Raw genomic sequence first — 18,392 nt, 5'->3', positions numbered from 1 at the left:
TGCGGTGCGCCGCTGACGGTTTCGACGACGTATGTCACGCGCGGGCCGGTGGGGCCGGTCGCGCTCACGCGGCGGAGCCGCACCTCGGCACAGCCCCGCGCCCCTGAGGCAGGCACGGTCACGCTGCTTGGACCACCAGGGCTGTCGCCACTGCCATCAGGCCCTCGTCCCTCCCCGGGAAGCCCAGGCCGTCCGTTGTCGCGCCCGACACCGAGACCGGGGCGCCCGCTGCCTCCGAGAGGAGTTTCTGTGCTTCCTCCCTGCGCTTGCCGATCTTCGGGCGGGGGCCCACCACCTGGACGGCGATGTTGCCGATGCGGAAGCCCGCGGCGCGGACGATGCTCGCGGCCTCGGTCAGGAGGGTGATGCCGGACGCGCCGGACCATTCGGGGCGGCCGGTGCCGAAGTGCTGTCCGAGGTCGCCGAGGCCGGCGGCGGAGAAGAGGGCGTTGCAGGCGGCGTGGGCGACGACGTCCGCGTCGGAGTGGCCGGCGAGACCGGGGCCCTCGCCCTCCCACTTCAGGCCGGCGCACCACAGTTCGCGGCCGTCCTCGAAGGCGTGGATGTCGGTGCCGATGCCGACGCGGGGCAGGGGGTACGGCTGCTCAGAAGCCATCGTTGAGCCTCCTGCGGGCGAGGACCGCCTCGGCGAGTACGAGGTCGAGGGGGCGGGTGACCTTGAAGGCCTCCTCGTGTCCGGGGACGGTGACGACGGTGAGGCCGAGCTGTTCGACCATGCTCGCGTCGTCGGTGACGTCGTCCGTCACCGTCTCGTGGGCGCGTACGAGGGTTGCCCGGTCGAAGCCCTGCGGGGTCTGCACGGCGCGCAGCAGTGAGCGGTCGGGGGTGGCGACCACGGGCTCCGGTTCGCCGGGGGCGGCGGGCTCGACCTGCTTGACGGTGTCGGCGAGGGGCAGCGCGGGGACGACGGCCGGTGCGCCGTGGCGTACGGCCCCGATCACGGCGTCGACGGTGTCCACGGGGACGAGCGGGCGGGCGGCGTCGTGGACCAGGACGATGTCGTAGCCGGGCGGCAGCGCGTCCAGGCCGAGTTTCACGGACTCCTGGCGGCTCTCACCGCCGGGGACCACGAGGACATCGGTGCGGTCGGGCAGGACGTGCGCGTCGAGCAACGACTTGACCTCGGGTGCGCCGTCGGGCGGGGCCACGACGACGACCAGGGAGACGGCACGGGAGTCGGCCATGGCGTGGACGGCGTGGATGAGCATGGGCGTGCCGCCCAGCGCGCGGAGCGCCTTGGGGGCACCCGGGCCGAGGCGTACACCACGGCCGGCGGCCGGGATCACGGCCGCCGTGCGGCTGGTCGTGGGGCCGGACGCGGGGGCCGGCGACGGCGGGGGAAGCGGATCGGCAGACATCGGTTCCTGTCAGGTTTGTGTGCTCGGCCTACGTGGGTATGGCCTGGGCGTACCCCCTGCTCCCGGAGCGGGGGGAGTACCGGGCGTTCCGCCTTGACCAGCCCCTTCCGTGATTCTGGTCGAGTCGACCGCCCGGGCCCGGCACGCCGGAGCGGGGAGATGAGTCGTGACACGGTCCCCGGTGAGGCGCAGGTGCAGCCTACGAAAGGTGTCCGGGTACGAAGATGCCGCAGCGCCCGGCGACATCCATGATGTCATCGGGCACCGCGGCATTTCGATGCGCTGAGCGCTGAGTGCACTGAGTGCTGAGCGACTCAGGAATCTCAGGAGGCGAGAACCTCGTCGAGCAGGGCCTCCGCCTTGTCCTCGTTGGTGTTCTCCGCGAGGGCGAGCTCGCTGACCAGGATCTGACGCGCCTTGGCGAGCATGCGCTTCTCACCTGCGGAGAGTCCGCGCTCGCGCTCACGACGCCACAGGTCACGCACGACTTCCGCGACCTTGATGACATCGCCCGACGCGAGCTTCTCCAGGTTTGCCTTGTAACGACGCGACCAGTTCGTGGGCTCCTCGGCATAGGGAGCGCGCAGCACCTCGAAGACCCGGTCCAGCCCGTCCTGACCGACCACATCACGTACGCCGACGAACTCCGCATTGTCCGCTGGCACACGTACCGTCAGGTCACCCTGGGCGACCTTCAGCACCAAGTAGGTCTTGTCCACGCCTTTGATCTGGCGAGTTTCGATAGCCTCGATCAGCGCGGCCCCGTGATGGGGATAGACCACGGTGTCGCCAACCTTGAACGTCATGTGACAGGTACCCCTTCCGTGGCTATCCAGAGTAACACGGATACGGCGCGTTCTGAATGGCGTTTTCGCAGGTCAGGGCCATTCTCGGGGCTTGACAACAGCGACAGGAACGTGCTTCGGACGGGTAGCGGAAGCAGGTATTCGCAGGTCGGAGCGGCTCTTCGGCGCGAGCGAAACGCGTACGTTACACGCATCCGGAGCGCCGCACGAGCGGTTGAACATCCCCAAATGTCCGGTTCCACGTGCTCGAGTTCCGCTACTCCGTTCGGTGCGCGGAGCCGGGTTCCGGTCGAATCCGGAATTGATCACGGGGTGCGAGATGAGCGCCCGGTGATCAATTCCTTGGCCCTCCGCTCATTCCTTCACGGGAAATACCCGATCACTATGGGAATGGCGCGGGACTGCGGCGCCAAAGTGACTCAAGTGACCGGTGAGTCACTTGTGACCGGGGTGCGCCGGTCACGCCGTCCAGGGGCATCGCGGGGCGTCTCGGGAGGGTCGGGTGCGGCGGCGCGGGAACGGCTCGGTAACCTGAGGCCGCTGACAGACACTTAGGGCGGCTTTAACCGGTCGCCAAACGCTCGAGTCAAGAGGAGTTGCCGCCGCCGTGAGCAGCAGCCTTCGACGCGGTGCTCTTGCCGCCGCCGCCATCGCGTTCTCGATCGCCTCGCTCTCCGCGTGCGCGGCCGGCCACAACGCCCAGACCCTGCAGGTCCAGCCGGACAACGCGTCGACGACCGTCGGCGACATCAAGGTCCAGAACGCTACGGTCATCACCCAGCCGGACCTGGAGTCGACCGGCCCGGCCGTCGTCTCCGCCACGCTGTTCAACACGGGTGACACCGACCAGACCCTGGACTCGATCACCCTCCCCGGCACCGGCAAGACCGCCGAGCTGACCCCCGCGGAGGGCGGCAGCCTCACCGTCCCGGCCGGCGGCTCGCTGATCCTCGGCGGGGAGGGCAACGCGGCCGCCGTGCTGCCCAGCAGCCGTGAGTCCGTCCAGGACGGCAACGCGCAGAAGGTGACCTTCGCGTTCAGCGAGACCGGTGACGTGAGCCTGCGCGCGTTCGTCGTCCCGGCCGAGCACTTCTTCGAGAAGTGGGGCCCGAGCGACGTCCCGGCCGCCCCCGGCGCCTCCGCGGAGCCGTCGGCGGAGTCCTCGGACAAGCCGGCGGACGACACCTCGGCGGACAAGCCCGCCGACACCCCGGAAACCGACCCCTCGTCGGAAACCGACCCGGAGTCGACCACCCCGACGGACGCGGCCTCGGCCAGCACCCAGTCCAACGGCTGACCCCCGCACAACCTGAAGGGCGGAACCCAAGGGGTCCCGCCCTTCAGTCACACCCACAGGCAACCCGCCCCGTAACCGCAGGCAACCCGCCCCGTAACCGCGCGCAACCCGCCGCTCAACCGCAGGCAGTCGTGCCCCGAAACCGCAGGCAACCCACCGCGTAACCGCGGGCTACCTGCCCCGTAACCGCGGGCAATCGTGCCGCTGGGGCGGCACGGGTGGGCGCGGCGGCACCCCGCAATCGCCGGGCTGCGCAACACCCCCCGCCCGGCCCCAACGCCGCCGCACCCACAAGCACCGGCACGGTCACCGGCACCACAGCCACCGGCACCGGCCAGCCGCCGCAGGCTCAGGGCTCGAACTTGTACCCCAGCCCCCGCACGGTCACCAGATACCGCGGAGCCCCCGGATCCGGCTCGATCTTCGCCCGCAGCCGCTTCACATGCACATCCAGCGTCTTGGTGTCACCGACATAGTCGGCCCCCCACACCCGGTCGATCAGCTGCATACGCGTAAGCACCCGCCCCGCGTTCCGCAGCAGCATCTCCAGCAGATCGAACTCCTTCAGCGGCAGATCGACCTTCGTCCCGCTCACGGTCACCACATGCCGGTCGACATCCATCCGCACCGGCCCCGCCTCGAGCGCGGCCGGGGTGACCTCCTCCGGCTCCCCGCGCCGCCGCAGCACCGCGCGGATACGGGCCACCAGCTCCCGTGAGGAGAACGGCTTGGTGACGTAGTCGTCGGCCCCTATCTCCAGCCCGACAACCTTGTCGATCTCACTGTCCTTGGCGGTCACCATGATGACGGGGACGTTGGAACGGCCGCGCAGCTGGCGGCAGACCTCCGTGCCCGGCAGCCCGGGCAGCATCAGGTCGAGGAGGACGAGGTCGGCGCCGTTGCGCTCGAACTCGTCGAGTCCGTCGGGCCCGGTGGTCGCGACGGCGACCTCGAAGCCCTCCTTGCGGAGCATGTACGACAGGGCGTCGGAGAAGGACTCCTCGTCCTCGACGACGAGCACTCGGGTCACGGAAGGACCTCCGGGGAGGGAAGCGTTTCGTACGCGGATGGATCGGGAGAGTGGGGGGATGGGTGGGACGCCCGTCCGGCCTCATCGTCGAAGCCCTGGGTGTCGTCCCGGTGGGACATCTGGTGGGCGCGGCCACGGGCCGCGCCGGCCTCCGGAAGCCGCAGGGTGAAGGTGGAACCCTGGTTCTCGGCGCTCCACACCGTGACCTCCCCGCCGTGCGAGGCGGCCACGTGCTTCACGATGGCGAGGCCGAGCCCCGTACCGCCGGTGGCGCGGGAGCGGGCCGGGTCGACCCGGTAGAAGCGCTCGAAGACGCGCTCCTTGTCCTTCTCCGAGATGCCGATGCCCTGGTCGGTCACCGCTATCTCGATCAGGTCCCCGCCGGGCTGTACGACCGTACGGGCCGCGATGCCGACGCGGGTGCGGGCGGGTGAGTAGTTGACCGCGTTCTCGACGAGATTGCCGAGCGCGGCGGCGAGTTGGCCGCGGTTGCCCCATACGTGCAGGTCGGCCGCGCCTCCCGCGGCCATGGTGATCTCCTTGGCGCCGGCCTGGTGCCGGCAGCGGTCGATGGCCTCGGCGACGAGTTCGTCGACGCGGACGGGTTCGGCGTCCTCCAGCGGGTCGTCGTTCTGCACCCGGGAGAGGTCGATGAGTTCCTGCACGAGGTTGGTCAGGCGGGTCGCCTCGATCTGCATCCGTCCGGCGAACCGTTCCACCGCCTCCGGGTCGTCGGCGGCGTCCATCACGGCCTCGGAGAGGAGCGAGAGGGCGCCGACGGGGGTCTTGAGCTCGTGGCTGACATTGGCGACGAAGTCGCGTCGTACGGCCTCTATGCGGCGGGCCTCGGTGAGGTCCTCGACGAGCAGCAGGACCAGCCGGGAGCCGAGCGGCGCGACCCGCGCGGACACCGCGAGGGCCTCGCCGCGTCCGGTCCCCCGGCGGGGCAGGTCCAGCTCGACCTGCCGTATCTCGCCGTCGCGCCGGGTGTCACGTGCCATCTGCATCATGGGTTCCACGGCGAGCTTGCCGCCGCGGACCAGTCCGAGGGCGTACGCGGCGGAGCTGGCCTTGACCACGCCGTCGGCCTCGTCGAGGACGACGGCGGACGAGCGCAGCACGGACAGGACGGTGTCCACACCCGGCGGAAGCACCGGGTCCGTGTGCAGGGAGGTGCGCGTGGGGCGCCGCTGTTCGCGCTCGCTGAAGCGGAACGCCAGCATGGCGATGACGCCGGTGAGCACTCCGGCGATCGCTGCCACTGCGGCGACCGCCGCGTTCACGTCCATGCGTCCAGGTTAGGCATGCCACGGGCGGTGCCCACAGCCGTCGGAGTGCGAGCTCGAACACTCGTCGCCCAGAGTTCACCTTGGAGCCAGGGATGGTTCATGTGAGGGGTCGGATCCGGACGCGTACGGGACGCACCGTGGGAGCGTGGGGAGGAGACCCGGCCCCTGAAGCCCGGACAGTGACGCACGAGAGGAACCCTGATGCGGGACGCGTACCACGAGGAACTTGATTCGATCGGCGACGGTCTGGTGGAGATGGCCCGGCTGGTCGGGTCGGCGATCGGACGCGCCACGACGGCCATCCTCGACGCCGATCTGAAGCTGGCGGAGGCCGTCATCGAGGCCGACCAGAGGGTCGACGAGCTGCAGCACGACCTGGAGGCACGGGCCATCGCCCTGCTGGCGCGCCAGCAGCCGGTGGCGACCGACCTGCGCATAGTCGTCACGTCGCTGCGGATGTCGGCCGACCTGGAGCGCTCGGGCGACCTGGCCCAGCATGTGGCGAAGCTGGCCCGGCTGCGTTACCCGGAGCGGGGGGTGCCGCACGATCTGCACGCCACGATCCTGGAGATGGGGCAGCTCGCGCAGCGGCTCATGGCGAAGGCGGCCGAGGTGATCATCACCAAGGACGTCGATCTGGCGCTGCAGCTGGAGCAGGACGACGACGCGATGGACCTGCTGCACCGCACCCTGTTCCAGCACCTGATGGACGACCGCTGGAAGCACGGCATCGAGACGGCCGTCGACGTCACGCTGCTGGGCCGTTACTACGAGCGCTTCGCCGACCACGCGGTCTCGGTCGCGAAGCGGGTGGTGTACCTGGTCACCGGTGAGCACGCGGACGAGATCCAGCCGGAGATCCAGACGATGCCGGGGGCGGAGGGGGTCTGACCAGGGGGGGCGTGCCCCCGCGCGGGGAAGTCGGTCAGGGCGCGTACGAGCCTCAATGCGCCGTTGATGCGCCCGGCGGGCCGGGCGTCCAATGGTCGGAGGTGTGCACAGGCACAGCCCCGAGGAGGGACCCATGGCCGATTCCCCCAGCACGACTCCCGACCCCGCGGCGGAGCGCGAGACCGAGCAGCCGGCGGAGATCAGGAACCTCACGCTGATCGCCGCCTGCGGCTGCGGCTCGGGCTGCGGCTGCGGCTGCCAGTCGGGCAACGCCTGCCAGTGCGGCTGACGCCGTACGCGCGGCCCGCGACCGGCCGAGGACCCCGGTGCCCACGACGGGCGCCGGGGTCCTCGGCCTACGGCTGGACGGCGGCCGGGGCCTTCTCCCCCACCACGGCCTCGCCCACCGTCTCCTTCTTCTCCTCCTCCGGAAGCCGCCGCATCAGCAGCCCATAGCCGAGGCCGGCGACCGTGCCGACGACGGCACACATCCCCCACAGCCACTCGGCGCCCCAGTGGTCGATGACGAAGCCGGACATCAGCGGGGCGACGAGGGAGGCGACGGCCCAGGACATGGTGTACATCCCCTGGTAGCGCCCGCGCCCGTGCACCGGGGAGAGCCGGACCACGAGCCCGGTCTGGGTCGGCGCGTTGACGATCTCGGCCAGCGTCCACACGCACACGGTGAGGGCGAAGACGCCGACGGACCCGGCGAACGCGGTGAGGCCGAAGCCGTAGCCGGCGAGCAGGGAGGAGATCACCAGCAGCCGTCCGGGATCGCGGTGTTCGATGAACCGGGTGACGGGAATCTGCAGGACGACGATGAGTACGCCGTTGACGGCGATGGCCGTCCCGAAGTCCGCGGGCGTGAACCCGGCCTCCCCCATGGCGACCGGCAGCGCGAGATAGCCCTGTTGGAAGACGAGGGCGATGAGGAAGGACAGCCCGACGACGACCATGTACCGGCCGTCGCGCAGCACGGTCCCGAGGGAGACGGCCGCGCTGTCCGCGGCGCCCGAAGTCTCCTCCCCCGGCCGGGACTCGGGCAGCCTCACATAGACGAGCACGGCGCAGACCAGGGTCATGACCGCCTCGATCAGGAACCCGGCGAGATAGCTGTACTCGGCGATGAACCCGGCCCCCGCGGCGGAGACGGCGAAGCCGAGGTTGATGGCCCAGTAGTTGAGGGAGAAGGCCCGGATACGGTCCTCGGGCCGCACGATGTCGGCCATCATCGCCTGCACGGCCGGCCGGGAGGCGTTGGAGGCCATGCCGACGAGGAAGGCGACGGCGGCGATCGCCACCGGATGCTGCATGAACCCCAGCAGGGCCACGGAGAAGGCGGTGGCCGTCTGCGCGATCAGCATCGTGGGCCGCCGCCCCAGCCGGTCGGTCATCACCCCGGCGCCCAGCGACGCGATCACCCCGCCGAGCCCGTGCAGCGCCGCGACGAGACCGGCGTACGAGGCGGAGTAGCCGCGGTCGAGGGTCAGATACAGCGCCATGAAGGTGGCGACGAAGCCCCCGAGCCGGTTGACGAGGGTGCTGGTCCACAGCCACCAGAACTCGCGGGGAAGCCCCGACACGGACTCGCGCGCGGCACGTCGCACTCCGGCGACCGACATGGAACCCCCGTATGTAAGCGTCTGTAGCGGCAGGCACAACTTACAAACGCCGGCATCGGGGGGCCACTCAATTAACAGATCCCGTCAACCGTCCGCCAGCCGGGCAGGGCGCGCGGCCCCCGCGGGCCGTGGATTACGCTCGGGACCATGGCCGACGCACCGTACAAGCTGATCCTCCTCCGCCACGGCGAGAGCGAGTGGAACGAGAAGAACCTGTTCACCGGCTGGGTGGACGTCAACCTCACCGCGAAGGGCGAGAAGGAGGCGACGCGCGGCGGCGAGCTGCTCAAGGACGCCGGCCTGCTGCCCGACGTACTCCACACCTCCCTCCAGAAGCGCGCGATCCGCACCGCGCAGCTCGCGCTGGAGTCCGCCGACCGTCTGTGGATCCCGGTGAACCGCAGCTGGCGCCTGAACGAGCGTCACTACGGCGCGCTGCAGGGCAAGGACAAGGCGCAGACCCTCGCGGAGTTCGGCGAGGAGCAGTTCATGCTGTGGCGCCGCTCCTACGACACCCCGCCGCCCCCGCTCGACAACGACGCCGAGTACTCCCAGTTCACCGACCCGCGCTACGCGACCCTCCCCCCGGAGGTGCGCCCGCGGACGGAGTGCCTGAAGGACGTCGTCGTCCGCATGCTCCCGTACTGGTTCGACGCGATCGTCCCCGACCTCCTCACCGGCCGCACGGTCCTGGTCGCCGCCCACGGCAACAGCCTGCGCGCCCTGGTCAAGCACCTCGACGGCGTCTCGGACGCCGACATCGCGGGCCTGAACATCCCCACGGGCATCCCCCTCTCCTACGAGCTCGACGCGGACTTCAAGCCGGTCACCCCCGGCGGCAAGTACCTCGACCCGGACGCCGCGGCAGCGGCAATCGAGGCAGTCAAGAACCAGGGCAAGAAGAAGTAAGCGCCCGCGTGAGAGCGCCCCCCGTCCGCGTTCCGCGCTGGTGGGGGGCGCTTTTTGGTGGGGTGGGGCGGGTGGGGTGGGTGTGGGCTAGCCTCGGGGCGGGTCAGTCGTGGAGGATGTGTTCATGCCCGGTTACGACAGTTCGAGGTCCCGGCTGCGGTTGGCCGATCGTCATGTGCGGGTGATCGCCCGGCTCGCCGAGAGGGAGACGCCGAGCCCTGAGCTGTTCCCGTCACTCGGGGAGCTGCAGGAGCTCGGGCTGGTCGGTGAGGAGGGGGAACTCTCGCCGCTGCTGCGGGAGTTGGTGGAAACCCTGGCCGCTCCCGTGCTCAACATCAGCGTCGAGATCACCGGTGAGGCCGGTCCCGTGCACCACGGCGTCGTCGTCGGGGCGAACTCGGTGATCGCGCACGAGGGCTGGCCGGGTGACGAGGAGTCGGAGTACATCCCCGTCGAGCCCAGCACCCTGGTCTTCGAGCTCGCCCGCATGGTGTGTCTGCGGCGCGGCGGTGCGGAGCAGCCGTCGGCGGACCGTGTCGTGTCGACGGTGAAGGCGCTGGACGCCGCCTTCGCGGGGCTGGACGCTCCGTCCGGCGACGCCGGGCAGGACCGGGACACGGTGCACAAGGCCGTCACCGACGCCGGTACCTCCGGGGAGTCGGCGGACACCCTGACGGAGCTGATCCTCGCCCTGAACTCGTACTGGCGTGTCACCGTCGCCTGGGACGGGGAACACGACGGCGGGCACGCGCCGATGTTCCGCAGCCTCGCGGTCTGGGACTGCGGCTCCCGGGGCTACTGGATCCGTGAGCAGCCGCAGGAGCCGATCCTGCCCGGCCAGGTCACACCCGACAGTCCGCTGGAGCTGGTGCGGTCGGACGCCGGGGAGGTCTGGCGGAAGCTGACCGGCCTCATTCCGGAGAAGGCGGAGCTGGGTTCACGAGCCTGAGCGGGCCTGGGGGGCCGCCGCTACTCGGCCCGGTCCGAGAAGTGCTGCATCAGGGCGAAGGGGGACGACAGCGCGGCGCCGGTCAGGGTGAGGACGTCGGTGTCCACCTCCTCCAGCACGATGGCGATGGCGAGGTCCACGGCGTCCACCGGGCCACTGGCCGTGCCGGCTCGGGCGAGATCGGCCGGGGGGATCTGCCGGCCGAGGGCGACCGAGATCCGGACGCCCTCCCGCTCCAGGACGTTCGCCTTGCCCAGGCCCTCGGAGGAGTAGACGTACTCCCGCCCGTCGTAGGCGATGCGCAGGACCCGGTCGTCGCGCTTCAGGGCCTTGGCGTTGAAGCGCAGCTCCGCGTTCCGGCCGTCGAGGGTGAGTTCGGCCTTGAACAGCGACGGCTGTCCCGACCGCCGCTTGCCGCGGAAGACCGTCTCCGGGAAGGCGGGGCCGCTCAGCCGGGCGGTGTCCATTCCCTTGTCGAGCGGCCGGTGGAGCGGGCAGCGCTCGACGGTGACGGAGCCGAAGTGTCCGACCTCCCCCTTGAGTCCGGCCGTCGGCAGCTCCTTCTTGGGGGTGTGCTTGTACGGCAGCAGCTCGAATTCCAAGGACTCGGTACTCGTTCCCATGGTGGCCAAGCCCCTCCTCTCTCGCGTGGTGCTAGTCGAACGGGTTGAGCGCGCTGCCCAGTTTCTTGGCGCCGTCGGCGATCTCGTTGCCGAGGTCGCTCGCCTTGTCGCCCACCCACTCGGCGGCCTTGTCGGCGCCCTCCGTGATGTCGTCCCAGTGCTCGACGACCTTCAGGCCGCCGTAGACGAGGCCGGTGCCCACGGCGAGGCCGATGGTGATCGGGTTGGGGGCGACCATCGCCGCGGTGAGGGAGGCGTTGAAGCCGACCTCGGCGTAGTTGGCCAGGTAGCCGGCCTTGCTCTTCTCCCACTCCTTGGCGTGGTCCATGGTGGCGATGTTGGCGATGGAGAACGCCGTCGCGCCCGCGGAGCCGACGATGCCGGCTCCGCGCCACAGTCCGGCGGTCTTCGCCGCCGCGCTGAACCCGCCGGCCTTGCCGACCGTCAACAGGCTGGCCTGCCCCGCGCGGGTGACCGCCTGACCGGAGTGGGTCAGTCCGCCGTACATGCGGGCCATGTCGTCGGATCCGGCGAAGAAGTTGATGGCCTGGTTGGGGGTGAAGCCCAGGATCTTGGCGTTCATGAAGCCGCGCCCGCGCAGCGCGTCCCAGCCGCCGCCCCAGCGGTCGCCCAGGAAGCCCGAACTGAAGGGCACGTTGGCGACCCGCTGGTACCGCGGGCTCCGGGAGGCCATGTTGCCGAGCTGGCCGGGAAGCCAGCTGCCGGGGGCGGACAGCGAGCGGATCGGCGGGTTGTAGCTGCCGAGTTTGGTGCCGGCCCAGCGCAGGATGGGGTTGCTGCCGGCCGCGGTCCAGCGTGCCGCGAGGGCGTCCTTCATCGGGCCGAGTCTGCCCGTCTTCACCGCGTTGCCCAGCAGGATCTTGGTTCCCGAGAAGCCGCTCGCCAGAGAGACCTGGCCCGCGGCCACCACGTTGAACGCGTCGCTGCCGAACTTGATCATCTCGGTGAGGGTCTCTTCGTGCGGCTCCAGGCCCGGGATCTTCGACAGCGCGTGCCCCTCGAGCCGTGCGACCCAGTCGCCGAGCTTCTCGCCCGGCTGTCGTGCCAGGTCCTTCGCGTTCGGATCGCCGCTCGCCGCCACCGAGTTGGCGAGCAGCAGGGTCTCGGGGCTGATCCCCTCGCCCTGGTACGTCTCCAGGTCCTTCGCCGTGAAGCCGGCCCACAGCAGCCCGGCCAGCGGGTCGCCGTTCTCCAGCCGCAGGAGTACCGCGCGTTTGCGCAGGTCCTTCGCCTCGTCGCGGGTCCATGGGCGCATCGGTTTCAGCGGTGCCAGATGCCCGCTCACTCCCAGCCCGGCCGCTCGCGTGAATGCCTCGTCGAGGCGGTCCTCCACACCACCGCGCCCGTCCAGGAGTTTCGCCAACTGCTCCAGATCCTCGGGATTCGCCCCCCGAAACGACATGACCGCCCCGTCCCTCGACAACCGGCCTGGCCTTGGCCGCTCGCGGCTCAGGATAGGCCGTCGAGGCGACCCATGGCTGTTGTGAACGCATCACACATGACATGGCTCCCGATCAGAACGGTTTGCCGAGTCGGCAAGCCCGCTCGGGTTTTCGCCGCGGGCGTCCGCATCATCGGCGTACGACCACCGCACCCGTAGGAGGGCGCATGAACAGCAACGCCACGGAGATCACGCACCGGCTGGTGCCCTCGGCCGCCGGGCGGGTCCATCTCGTGGAGCAGGGAACCGGGCCGCTGGTGCTGCTCGTGCACGGGTTTCCGGAGTCCTGGTACTCGTGGCGGCATCAGCTGCCCGTACTCGCGGCGGCGGGGTACCGCGCGGTCGCGATCGATGTGCGCGGGTACGGCCGCTCGTCCCGGCCTGCCGCGACGGAGGCGTACCGGATGCTCGACCTCGTGGAGGACAACGTCGCCGTCGTGCGCGCCCTCGGCGAGGAGTCCGCGGTCGTCGTCGGGCACGACTGGGGGGCGAACATCGCCGCGGACTCCGCGCTGGTCCGGCCGGACGTGTTCCGCGCGGTGGGGCTGCTGAGCGTTCCGTACACCCCGCGCGGCGGGCCCCGGCCCACGGACATCTTCGCCGGGATGGGCGGGGACGAGGAGTTCTACGTCTCGTACTTCCAGGAGCCGGGCCGTGCCGAGGCGGAGATCGAGCCGGATGTACGGGGCTGGCTCGCGGGGTTCTACGCGGCCCTGTCCGCCGGCACCATGCCCGCGCCCGGCGCCCCGGATCCGCACTTCGTCGGCAAGGGCGGGACCCTGCGCGACCGGTTCCCGAAGGGAGGGCTGCCCGGCTGGCTGAGCGAGCGTGATCTCGACGTGTACGCCGGGGAGTTCGAGCGGACGGGGCTCACGGGGGCGCTCAACCGCTATCGCACCATGGACCGCGACTGGGAGGACCTCGCCGGTTTCGACGGTGCCCCGATCAGCCTGCCGTCCCTGTTCGTCGGCGGCGGCCTGGACGCCTCCACGACCTGGCTGGCCGACGCGATCGAGGCGTACCCGGTCACGCTGCCGGGACTGGTCTCCTCCCACCTCCTCGACGGCTGCGGGCACTGGATCCAGCAGGAGCGCCCCGACGACGTCAACCGCATCCTCGTCGACTGGCTGGCCGCGCTCTGACGGCTTCGCGCCCCGTGCACCGGGTATCGCCCTGCGGGGAGGACGCCATGAGAGGACCGCGCTCACCGCGCCGCGGAAGCGAGGACGCGGTCGGCCTCGGCGAGCGCGTGGCGCGGCAGGGATACGGATCGGCGCGGACATGCCGGCCTGCCGCAGAACCCCGCACAGGGGGCCTGGCGAAGAGCGCGACACCACCGGTCGTGGGGAGTCCGCCTCCGCCAGGCCGTTTCACCGGCCGTCACCGCGCGGGGGGTCCGTCACCGCGCAGGGGTCCGTCAGTGCGTGAAGGGGCCGGACAGCGACTTGTACGTCATCTTGAGGGTGTTCACCGTGAAGGTCTTCGAGCCCGAGCCGGTGGTGCCGGAGGCCGTGCCCTTCAGCAGGTGGATCATGCCGTGGCGGCTGCTGTCCAGCCAGTCGTTGGTGTCGATGAGCAGGTCGGAGCGGCCGTCGCGGGTGTAGTCCGCGAGCTTGACGCTCCAGCCGAAGTAGTCGTCGTCCTCGATGCCGCCCGCGACTCCGGAGGTGTTCTGGTCGTACGCCTTGGCTCCGGTGCCGGACAGGCCTCCCGCGCGGCCCAGCAGCACGGTGACCATGCCCGCGTCGCGCTTGCCCACGAGGTCCTCGCCGGGGGCACCGATGGCGAGGTCGGCGTAGCCGTCGCCGTTGACGTCGCCCGCCGAGACGGAGGCGCCGAAGTGGTCGTCGTCCTCCGAACCGCCGGGCACGCCCGCGGTGTTCTGCGTGAACTTCACGGGCTTGCGCGCGGTGTTCGGGCCGGAGGGGCCGCCGTAGTGGACCGTGACGTATCCCCGCCCGTTGTCCGGGTTCTCGTAGCCGCGTCCGATGGCGAGGTCGCCGTACCCGTCCTTGTCGAAGTCGCCGACGGTGGTGACCGTACCGCCGCCGACCTGATGGCCGAGGTCGTCCGGTACGCGCAGCTGACCGGCCAGCCGGGCGAAGCCCGCGCCTCCGCGGTGGAAGAAGGCACCCATGGCATCGTCGTCGTCCCCGAGGTCCGAGCCGAGGATGTACAGGTCCGTGGCGGCGTCCGCGGTGACCCGGCCCGTGGCGAGCTGGGAGGCGTGCAGGTACTCGTAGTCCTCGCCGAGGCTCTGCCAGCCGGCCTTGCCGCCGCCGCGGGTGAACGGGCCTTCGAACAGGATCGCTCCGGCCCGGCTGTGGCTGACCGCCGCGAGGTCCTGGTCGCCGTCGCCGTCGAAGTCACCCGCCACGACGTCCTCACCGAACGAGTCGCCCGAGCCCGCGTACTCCGGCGCGATGGGCGAGTGGAAGACGGTGCCGGAGCCCAGGCCCTTCGACCCGCCCCACACGACGGTCAGTCCGCCGCGCATCTGGATGTCGCCGACGGCCTCACCCGGCGAGGCGACGACCAGATCGGCGTAACCGTCACGGTCGAGGTCGGCGCTGGTCGCGGCGAAGCCCCACTGGTCGCCCTCCTCCACCGCGCCCGGGATGCCCGCCGAGTCCTGGTGGATGACCTGGACGCGCGTGCCCGGGCCGCTCGACGTGCCGTAGACGACCGTGACCCGGCCGTCCTTGCCGTGCGTCCCGCCCAGCATGACCAGATCGCGGTAGCCGTCGCCGTTGAAGTCGTCGGCGAGCCCGGACGGCGCGGCGGACGCCGTGGGAGCGATGAGGAGCGGGGTGCACAGTGCCGCCGCGAGTGCCGCCGCGGCGGCGAGGACGGTGCGTGAGGATCGCATGCTTCTCCGAGGTCCCGGAAGCGTCCTGTGGACGGGACGCTTGAACTGGGATCTTGGACGCCCGCGGGACCTCAATGGTTGTACGCCGACAACCCCGTTTCTCCGCCCTCTGCGGCATCACTGCCGGACGCCCCGGTCCGGCCGGTGCTCACGGGTGCATCCGCGCGCCCTTGAGGATCTTGTCCACGGCGTTCTTCGGGCCGTGGACCGCGAGGCCCACCAGGTCCAGGTCCGTCGTGGGTACGGCGCGGACCGCCGCGCGGTTGGCCTCGTCGTGGCCCGTGGTGAAGAGGTCGGAGGTGAAGACCGCTCGGGGGAGGGAGCGGGTGAGGGTGCGGGTGTGGGCCGACCGCAGGACTTCCTTCGGGCCCTGGAAGACCAGGACCGGCTGGCGGAGCATCGGCAGGTACGGCACCTCGTCCGCGTCCGCGTAGGGTTCCCCGATCAGCTCGGGGAGCTCGGTGCCCAGACCGCTGACCAGGAACGCGGTGACGTTGAGGCGCTGCCAGGGTTCGAGGTCCTCGCGCAGCAGTACGGCGATCTTCGTGTCGAAGCGAGTGCTCATGGGATGAGACTGCCGACCGGGCCGGGGCCGCGTCTTGTACGTTGTTTGCATGGCCTCACAGGCGAGCGTCTCCGCCTGGCGGCCCCGTGTTCCGGGTGTCGTCGAGGTGTTCCACGCCCGCTTCACCGAGTACGCCTACCCGATGCACGTCCACGACGCCTGGACGCTGCTCATCGTGGACGACGGCGCCGTACGGTACGACCTCGACCGGCATGAGCACGGCACTCCGCACGACACCGTGTCCCTGCTGCCGCCGCACGTCCCGCACAACGGGGCTCCCGCCACCGCCGGCGGTTTCCGCAAGCGGGTGCTGTATCTCGACGGGAGTCATCTCGCCGAGAGTCTCATCGGGGCCGCCGTCGACCGGCCCGATCTGCGCGATCCGCTGCTGCGGCGGCGCGTCGGACAGGTGCACTCCGCGCTCGTACGGCCGGGGGACGAGTTGGAGGCGGAGAGCAGGCTGACGCTGGTCGGGGAGCGGCTGCGGGAGCATCTGCGGTCCCGGGAGGCCGTCGGCGTACCCCGGCGGGATCCCGTACTGGCGCGGCGGCTGCGGGAGTTGCTCGACGAGCGGATCGTGGAGGGCGTCGCCCTGGCGGAGGCAGGCGGGACGCTGTCGGCCCATCCGGCGCATCTCGTACGGGCGTTCAGCGGGGCGTACGGCATCGCGCCGCACCAGTACCTGATGTCACGGCGGGTCGGCCGGGCCCGGCGGCTGCTGCTGGAGGGACGCTCACCGAGCGAGGCCGCCGTCGCCACCGGGTTCTACGACCAGGCGCATCTGACCCGGCACTTCCGCAGGCTGGTGGGGGTCACTCCGGGTCGTTACCGGGCGACGGGCGCTGCAGCAGGTGGGTGAAGGCGTCCAGGTTGCGCGTGGACTCGCCGCGTGAGACGCGCCAGTCGTACTCCTTGCGGATCGCCGAGGCGAAGCCCAGCTCCAGCAGGGTGTTGAAGCTTCCGTCGGCGGCCTCCAGGACCTGGCCGAGGAGGCGGTCGAGTTCGTCGGCGGTGACGGCGGAGAGCGGCAGGCGGCCGGTGACGTAGATGTCGCCGAGCGGGTCGACGGCGTAACTCACGCCGAAGAGCTTGAGGTTGCGCTCGAGGAGCCAGCGGTGGACGCCCGCCTCGTTCTCGTCGGGGTGGCGGACGACGAAGGCGTTCAGGGAGAGCGTGTGCCGGCCGGCGATCAGGGACACGGTGGTGGAGAGCTTGCGGGTGCCGGGGAGTCTCACGACGTAGCTGCCGGGCTCGGGACTCTCCCACTCCAGCTCGGCGTCCTTCAGGACGCCCTCGATGATCCGCGCCGCCTCCGTCGCCCTGTCAGCCATGGTGCGAGCGTACGTGACGGCGGTGGGCCTGGGTCGCGGCCGCGTAGACGTCGGCCGTGGCCGCGGCGGCGGTGTCCCAGCCGAAGGACTGGGCGTGCCGGGCGGCGGCCTCGCCCATGCGGTCGGCGAGGTGCGGGTGGTCGGCGAAGTCGCGCAGCACGCGCGCGTACGCGTCGGGGTCGTGGCCCTGGACGAGGAAACCGGTGTGCCCGTCCCGTACGGCGACGGGGAGGCCGCCGACCGCGGCCGCGAGGACGGGTGTGCCGGCGGCCTGCGCCTCTATGGCGACCAGGCCGAAGGACTCGCTGTAGGACGGCATGACGAGCACGGACGCCGCGCGGAACCAGTCCGCGAGCTGTTCCTGTCCGACGGGCGGCCGGAACCGTACGACGTCGGCGATGCCGAGCCGCGCGGCGAGCTTCTGCAGCCCCTCCGGCTTGGCGAGGCCGCTGCCGCTGGGGCCGCCGACGACGGGGACGCAGAGGCGGGAGCGCAGTTCGGGCCGTTCGCCGAGGAGTGCGGCCACCGCGCGCAGCAGCACGTCGGGGGCCTTGAGGGGCTGGATGCGGCCGGCGAAGAGGGGGATCAGTGCGTCGGGGGGCAGGCCGAGGCGGGCTCGCGCGGCGGCGCGGCCGTCGGCCGGGCGGAAGCGGGTCAGGTTCACGCCTGGGTGGACGACGGCGACCTTGTCGGGGTCGGCGGCGTAGTGCCGTACGAGCTCGTCGGCCTCTTCGTCGGTGTTGGCGATGAGCCGGTCGGCGGCGGTGACGATCTGGGTCTCGCCGATGACGCGGGCGGCGGGCTCGGGGGTGTCGCCGACGGCGAGGTTGGCGTTCTTGACCTTGGCCATGGTGTGCATGGCGTGGACGAGGGGGACGCCCCAGCGCTGGGCGGCGAGCCAGCCGACGTGGCCGGAGAGCCAGTAGTGCGAGTGGACCAGGTCGTAGTGGCCGGGGCGGTGGCCGGCCCAGGCCTGCATCACGCCGTGGGTGAAGGCGCACAGCTGGGCGGGCAGCTCCTCCTTGGCGAGGCCCTCGTAGGGGCCCGCGTCGACGTGCCGGACGAGGACGCCGGGGGCGAGTTCGACGGCGGGCGGGAGGGCGGCGGCGGTGGCGCGCGTGAAGATCTCGACCTCGATGTTGATCGCGGCGAGACGCTGCGCGAGTTCGACGATGTAGACGTTCATGCCGCCGGCGTCGCCGGTGCCCGGCTGGTGGAGCGGGGAGGTGTGCACGGAGAGCATCGCCACGCGGCGGGGTTTGCGGTGCAGTCGCAGCCGCGCGGGCGCGGCGGGGGAACGCCGTCCTAGCCTCGCGATGTACTGGCTCACGTGGCGTTCCTCCTCGCTGCGGGCATGGCTGACGGAG

General features: G+C 71.1%; 19 protein-coding genes. 7 read left to right on the top strand and 12 right to left on the bottom strand.

The window, feature by feature from the left end; translation table 11 throughout:
• Window positions 1-118: 118 nt before the first annotated feature.
• The 3 genes from ispF to ACGFR9_RS13055 form a co-directional block, all read right to left on the bottom strand.
• Window positions 119-616 (bottom strand): 2-C-methyl-D-erythritol 2,4-cyclodiphosphate synthase, encoded by a 498-nt coding sequence (gene ispF, locus ACGFR9_RS13065; RefSeq protein ID WP_393206569.1) that lies wholly within the window; start codon window positions 614-616, stop codon window positions 119-121.
• A complete protein-coding gene (ispD, locus tag ACGFR9_RS13060; RefSeq protein ID WP_393206566.1) occupies window positions 606-1,379 on the bottom strand; it encodes a 2-C-methyl-D-erythritol 4-phosphate cytidylyltransferase in 774 nt (257 codons plus the stop codon). The genes ispF and ispD overlap by 11 nt, the downstream gene beginning before the upstream one ends.
• 323 nt (window positions 1,380-1,702) lie before the next feature.
• On the bottom strand, window positions 1,703-2,185 hold the full coding sequence (locus ACGFR9_RS13055) for a CarD family transcriptional regulator (protein WP_003953493.1): 483 nt from the start codon (window positions 2,183-2,185) through the stop codon (window positions 1,703-1,705).
• 607 nt (window positions 2,186-2,792) lie between these two features.
• Here ACGFR9_RS13055 and ACGFR9_RS13050 point away from each other — a divergent pair.
• Window positions 2,793-3,482, top strand: a complete 690-nt coding sequence (locus tag ACGFR9_RS13050; protein ID WP_393206563.1) for a DUF461 domain-containing protein — start codon at window positions 2,793-2,795, stop codon at window positions 3,480-3,482.
• Window positions 3,483-3,831: 349 nt separating this feature from the next.
• On the opposite strand, the gene ACGFR9_RS13045 is transcribed toward ACGFR9_RS13050, so the two are convergent.
• Entirely contained in the window at window positions 3,832-4,512 is a 681-nt protein-coding gene (locus ACGFR9_RS13045; protein ID WP_030223454.1) for a response regulator transcription factor, read from the bottom strand.
• Window positions 4,509-5,801 carry a sensor histidine kinase gene (locus tag ACGFR9_RS13040; RefSeq protein WP_393206560.1) on the bottom strand — a complete coding sequence of 431 codons (1,293 nt, stop codon included), beginning with the start codon at window positions 5,799-5,801 and terminating at the stop codon, window positions 4,509-4,511. The genes ACGFR9_RS13045 and ACGFR9_RS13040 overlap by 4 nt, the downstream gene beginning before the upstream one ends.
• Window positions 5,802-6,002: 201 nt before the next feature.
• On the opposite strand from ACGFR9_RS13040, the gene phoU reads away from it, so the two are divergent.
• Together phoU and ACGFR9_RS13030 are read left to right on the top strand one after the other, a co-directional pair.
• Window positions 6,003-6,692: a phosphate signaling complex protein PhoU gene (gene phoU / locus ACGFR9_RS13035; protein WP_393206557.1), complete on the top strand. Its 690-nt coding sequence runs from the start codon at window positions 6,003-6,005 to the stop codon at window positions 6,690-6,692.
• Window positions 6,693-6,825: 133 nt separating this feature from the next.
• Window positions 6,826-6,981, top strand: a complete 156-nt coding sequence (locus ACGFR9_RS13030; protein WP_393206554.1) for a hypothetical protein — start codon at window positions 6,826-6,828, stop codon at window positions 6,979-6,981.
• Window positions 6,982-7,048: 67 nt separating this feature from the next.
• Here ACGFR9_RS13030 and ACGFR9_RS13025 read toward each other — a convergent pair whose 3' ends face one another.
• Complete coding sequence (locus ACGFR9_RS13025) at window positions 7,049-8,317, bottom strand: MDR family MFS transporter (protein WP_393206551.1); 1,269 nt, start codon at window positions 8,315-8,317, stop codon at window positions 7,049-7,051.
• A gap of 147 nt (window positions 8,318-8,464) precedes the next feature.
• Here ACGFR9_RS13025 and ACGFR9_RS13020 point away from each other — a divergent pair, with 147 nt between their 5' ends.
• Together ACGFR9_RS13020 and ACGFR9_RS13015 are read left to right on the top strand one after the other, a co-directional pair.
• Window positions 8,465-9,226, top strand: a complete 762-nt coding sequence (locus ACGFR9_RS13020) for a phosphoglyceromutase (RefSeq protein WP_393206549.1) — start codon at window positions 8,465-8,467, stop codon at window positions 9,224-9,226.
• A 124-nt stretch (window positions 9,227-9,350) separates the two neighbouring features.
• Window positions 9,351-10,175 carry a hypothetical protein gene (locus ACGFR9_RS13015; protein ID WP_393206546.1) on the top strand — a complete coding sequence of 275 codons (825 nt, stop codon included), beginning with the start codon at window positions 9,351-9,353 and terminating at the stop codon, window positions 10,173-10,175.
• Between the two features lie 20 nt (window positions 10,176-10,195).
• On the opposite strand, the gene ACGFR9_RS13010 is transcribed toward ACGFR9_RS13015, so the two are convergent.
• Window positions 10,196-10,798 carry a hypothetical protein gene (locus ACGFR9_RS13010; protein ID WP_393206543.1) on the bottom strand — a complete coding sequence of 201 codons (603 nt, stop codon included), beginning with the start codon at window positions 10,796-10,798 and terminating at the stop codon, window positions 10,196-10,198.
• 31 nt (window positions 10,799-10,829) lie between these two features.
• Window positions 10,830-12,221 (bottom strand): PE-PGRS family protein, encoded by a 1,392-nt coding sequence (locus ACGFR9_RS13005; protein WP_393206540.1) that lies wholly within the window; start codon window positions 12,219-12,221, stop codon window positions 10,830-10,832.
• A gap of 206 nt (window positions 12,222-12,427) precedes the next feature.
• Between ACGFR9_RS13005 and ACGFR9_RS13000 the strand changes: the two genes are divergently transcribed.
• Window positions 12,428-13,402, top strand: coding sequence for an alpha/beta fold hydrolase (locus ACGFR9_RS13000; RefSeq protein WP_393206537.1), 975 nt, complete (start codon window positions 12,428-12,430; stop codon window positions 13,400-13,402).
• Window positions 13,403-13,677: 275 nt separating this feature from the next.
• Here the strand turns inward: ACGFR9_RS13000 and ACGFR9_RS12995 are convergent, their stop codons facing one another.
• Window positions 13,678-15,129, bottom strand: coding sequence for an FG-GAP and VCBS repeat-containing protein (locus ACGFR9_RS12995; protein WP_393206534.1), 1,452 nt, complete (start codon window positions 15,127-15,129; stop codon window positions 13,678-13,680).
• A 148-nt stretch (window positions 15,130-15,277) separates the two neighbouring features.
• On the bottom strand, window positions 15,278-15,745 hold the full coding sequence (locus ACGFR9_RS12990; RefSeq protein WP_393206531.1) for a DUF2000 family protein: 468 nt from the start codon (window positions 15,743-15,745) through the stop codon (window positions 15,278-15,280).
• Between ACGFR9_RS12990 and ACGFR9_RS12985 the strand changes: the two genes are divergently transcribed.
• Complete coding sequence (locus ACGFR9_RS12985) at window positions 15,744-16,553, top strand: AraC family transcriptional regulator (protein ID WP_393206528.1); 810 nt, start codon at window positions 15,744-15,746, stop codon at window positions 16,551-16,553. The two genes, ACGFR9_RS12990 and ACGFR9_RS12985, sit on opposite strands and share 2 nt — an antisense overlap.
• Here ACGFR9_RS12985 and ACGFR9_RS12980 read toward each other — a convergent pair.
• Both ACGFR9_RS12980 and mshA read right to left on the bottom strand, forming a co-directional pair.
• The gene (locus ACGFR9_RS12980; RefSeq protein ID WP_393206525.1) at window positions 16,507-17,025 is read right to left on the bottom strand and encodes a YbjN domain-containing protein; all 519 of its coding nucleotides are present in this window, start codon (window positions 17,023-17,025) and stop codon (window positions 16,507-16,509) included. The genes ACGFR9_RS12985 and ACGFR9_RS12980 overlap by 47 nt on opposite strands.
• Window positions 17,018-18,355, bottom strand: coding sequence for a D-inositol-3-phosphate glycosyltransferase (mshA, locus tag ACGFR9_RS12975; protein WP_393206522.1), 1,338 nt, complete (start codon window positions 18,353-18,355; stop codon window positions 17,018-17,020). Before mshA ends, ACGFR9_RS12980 begins: the two co-directional genes overlap by 8 nt.
• Between the last annotated feature and the right edge of the window lie 37 nt (window positions 18,356-18,392).

It is taken from the genome of Streptomyces sp. NPDC048584 (assembly GCF_043199595.1).
Lineage (GTDB): Bacteria > Actinomycetota > Actinomycetes > Streptomycetales > Streptomycetaceae > Streptomyces > Streptomyces edwardsiae.
This window is presented reverse-complemented; position numbering and strand designations above follow the sequence as displayed.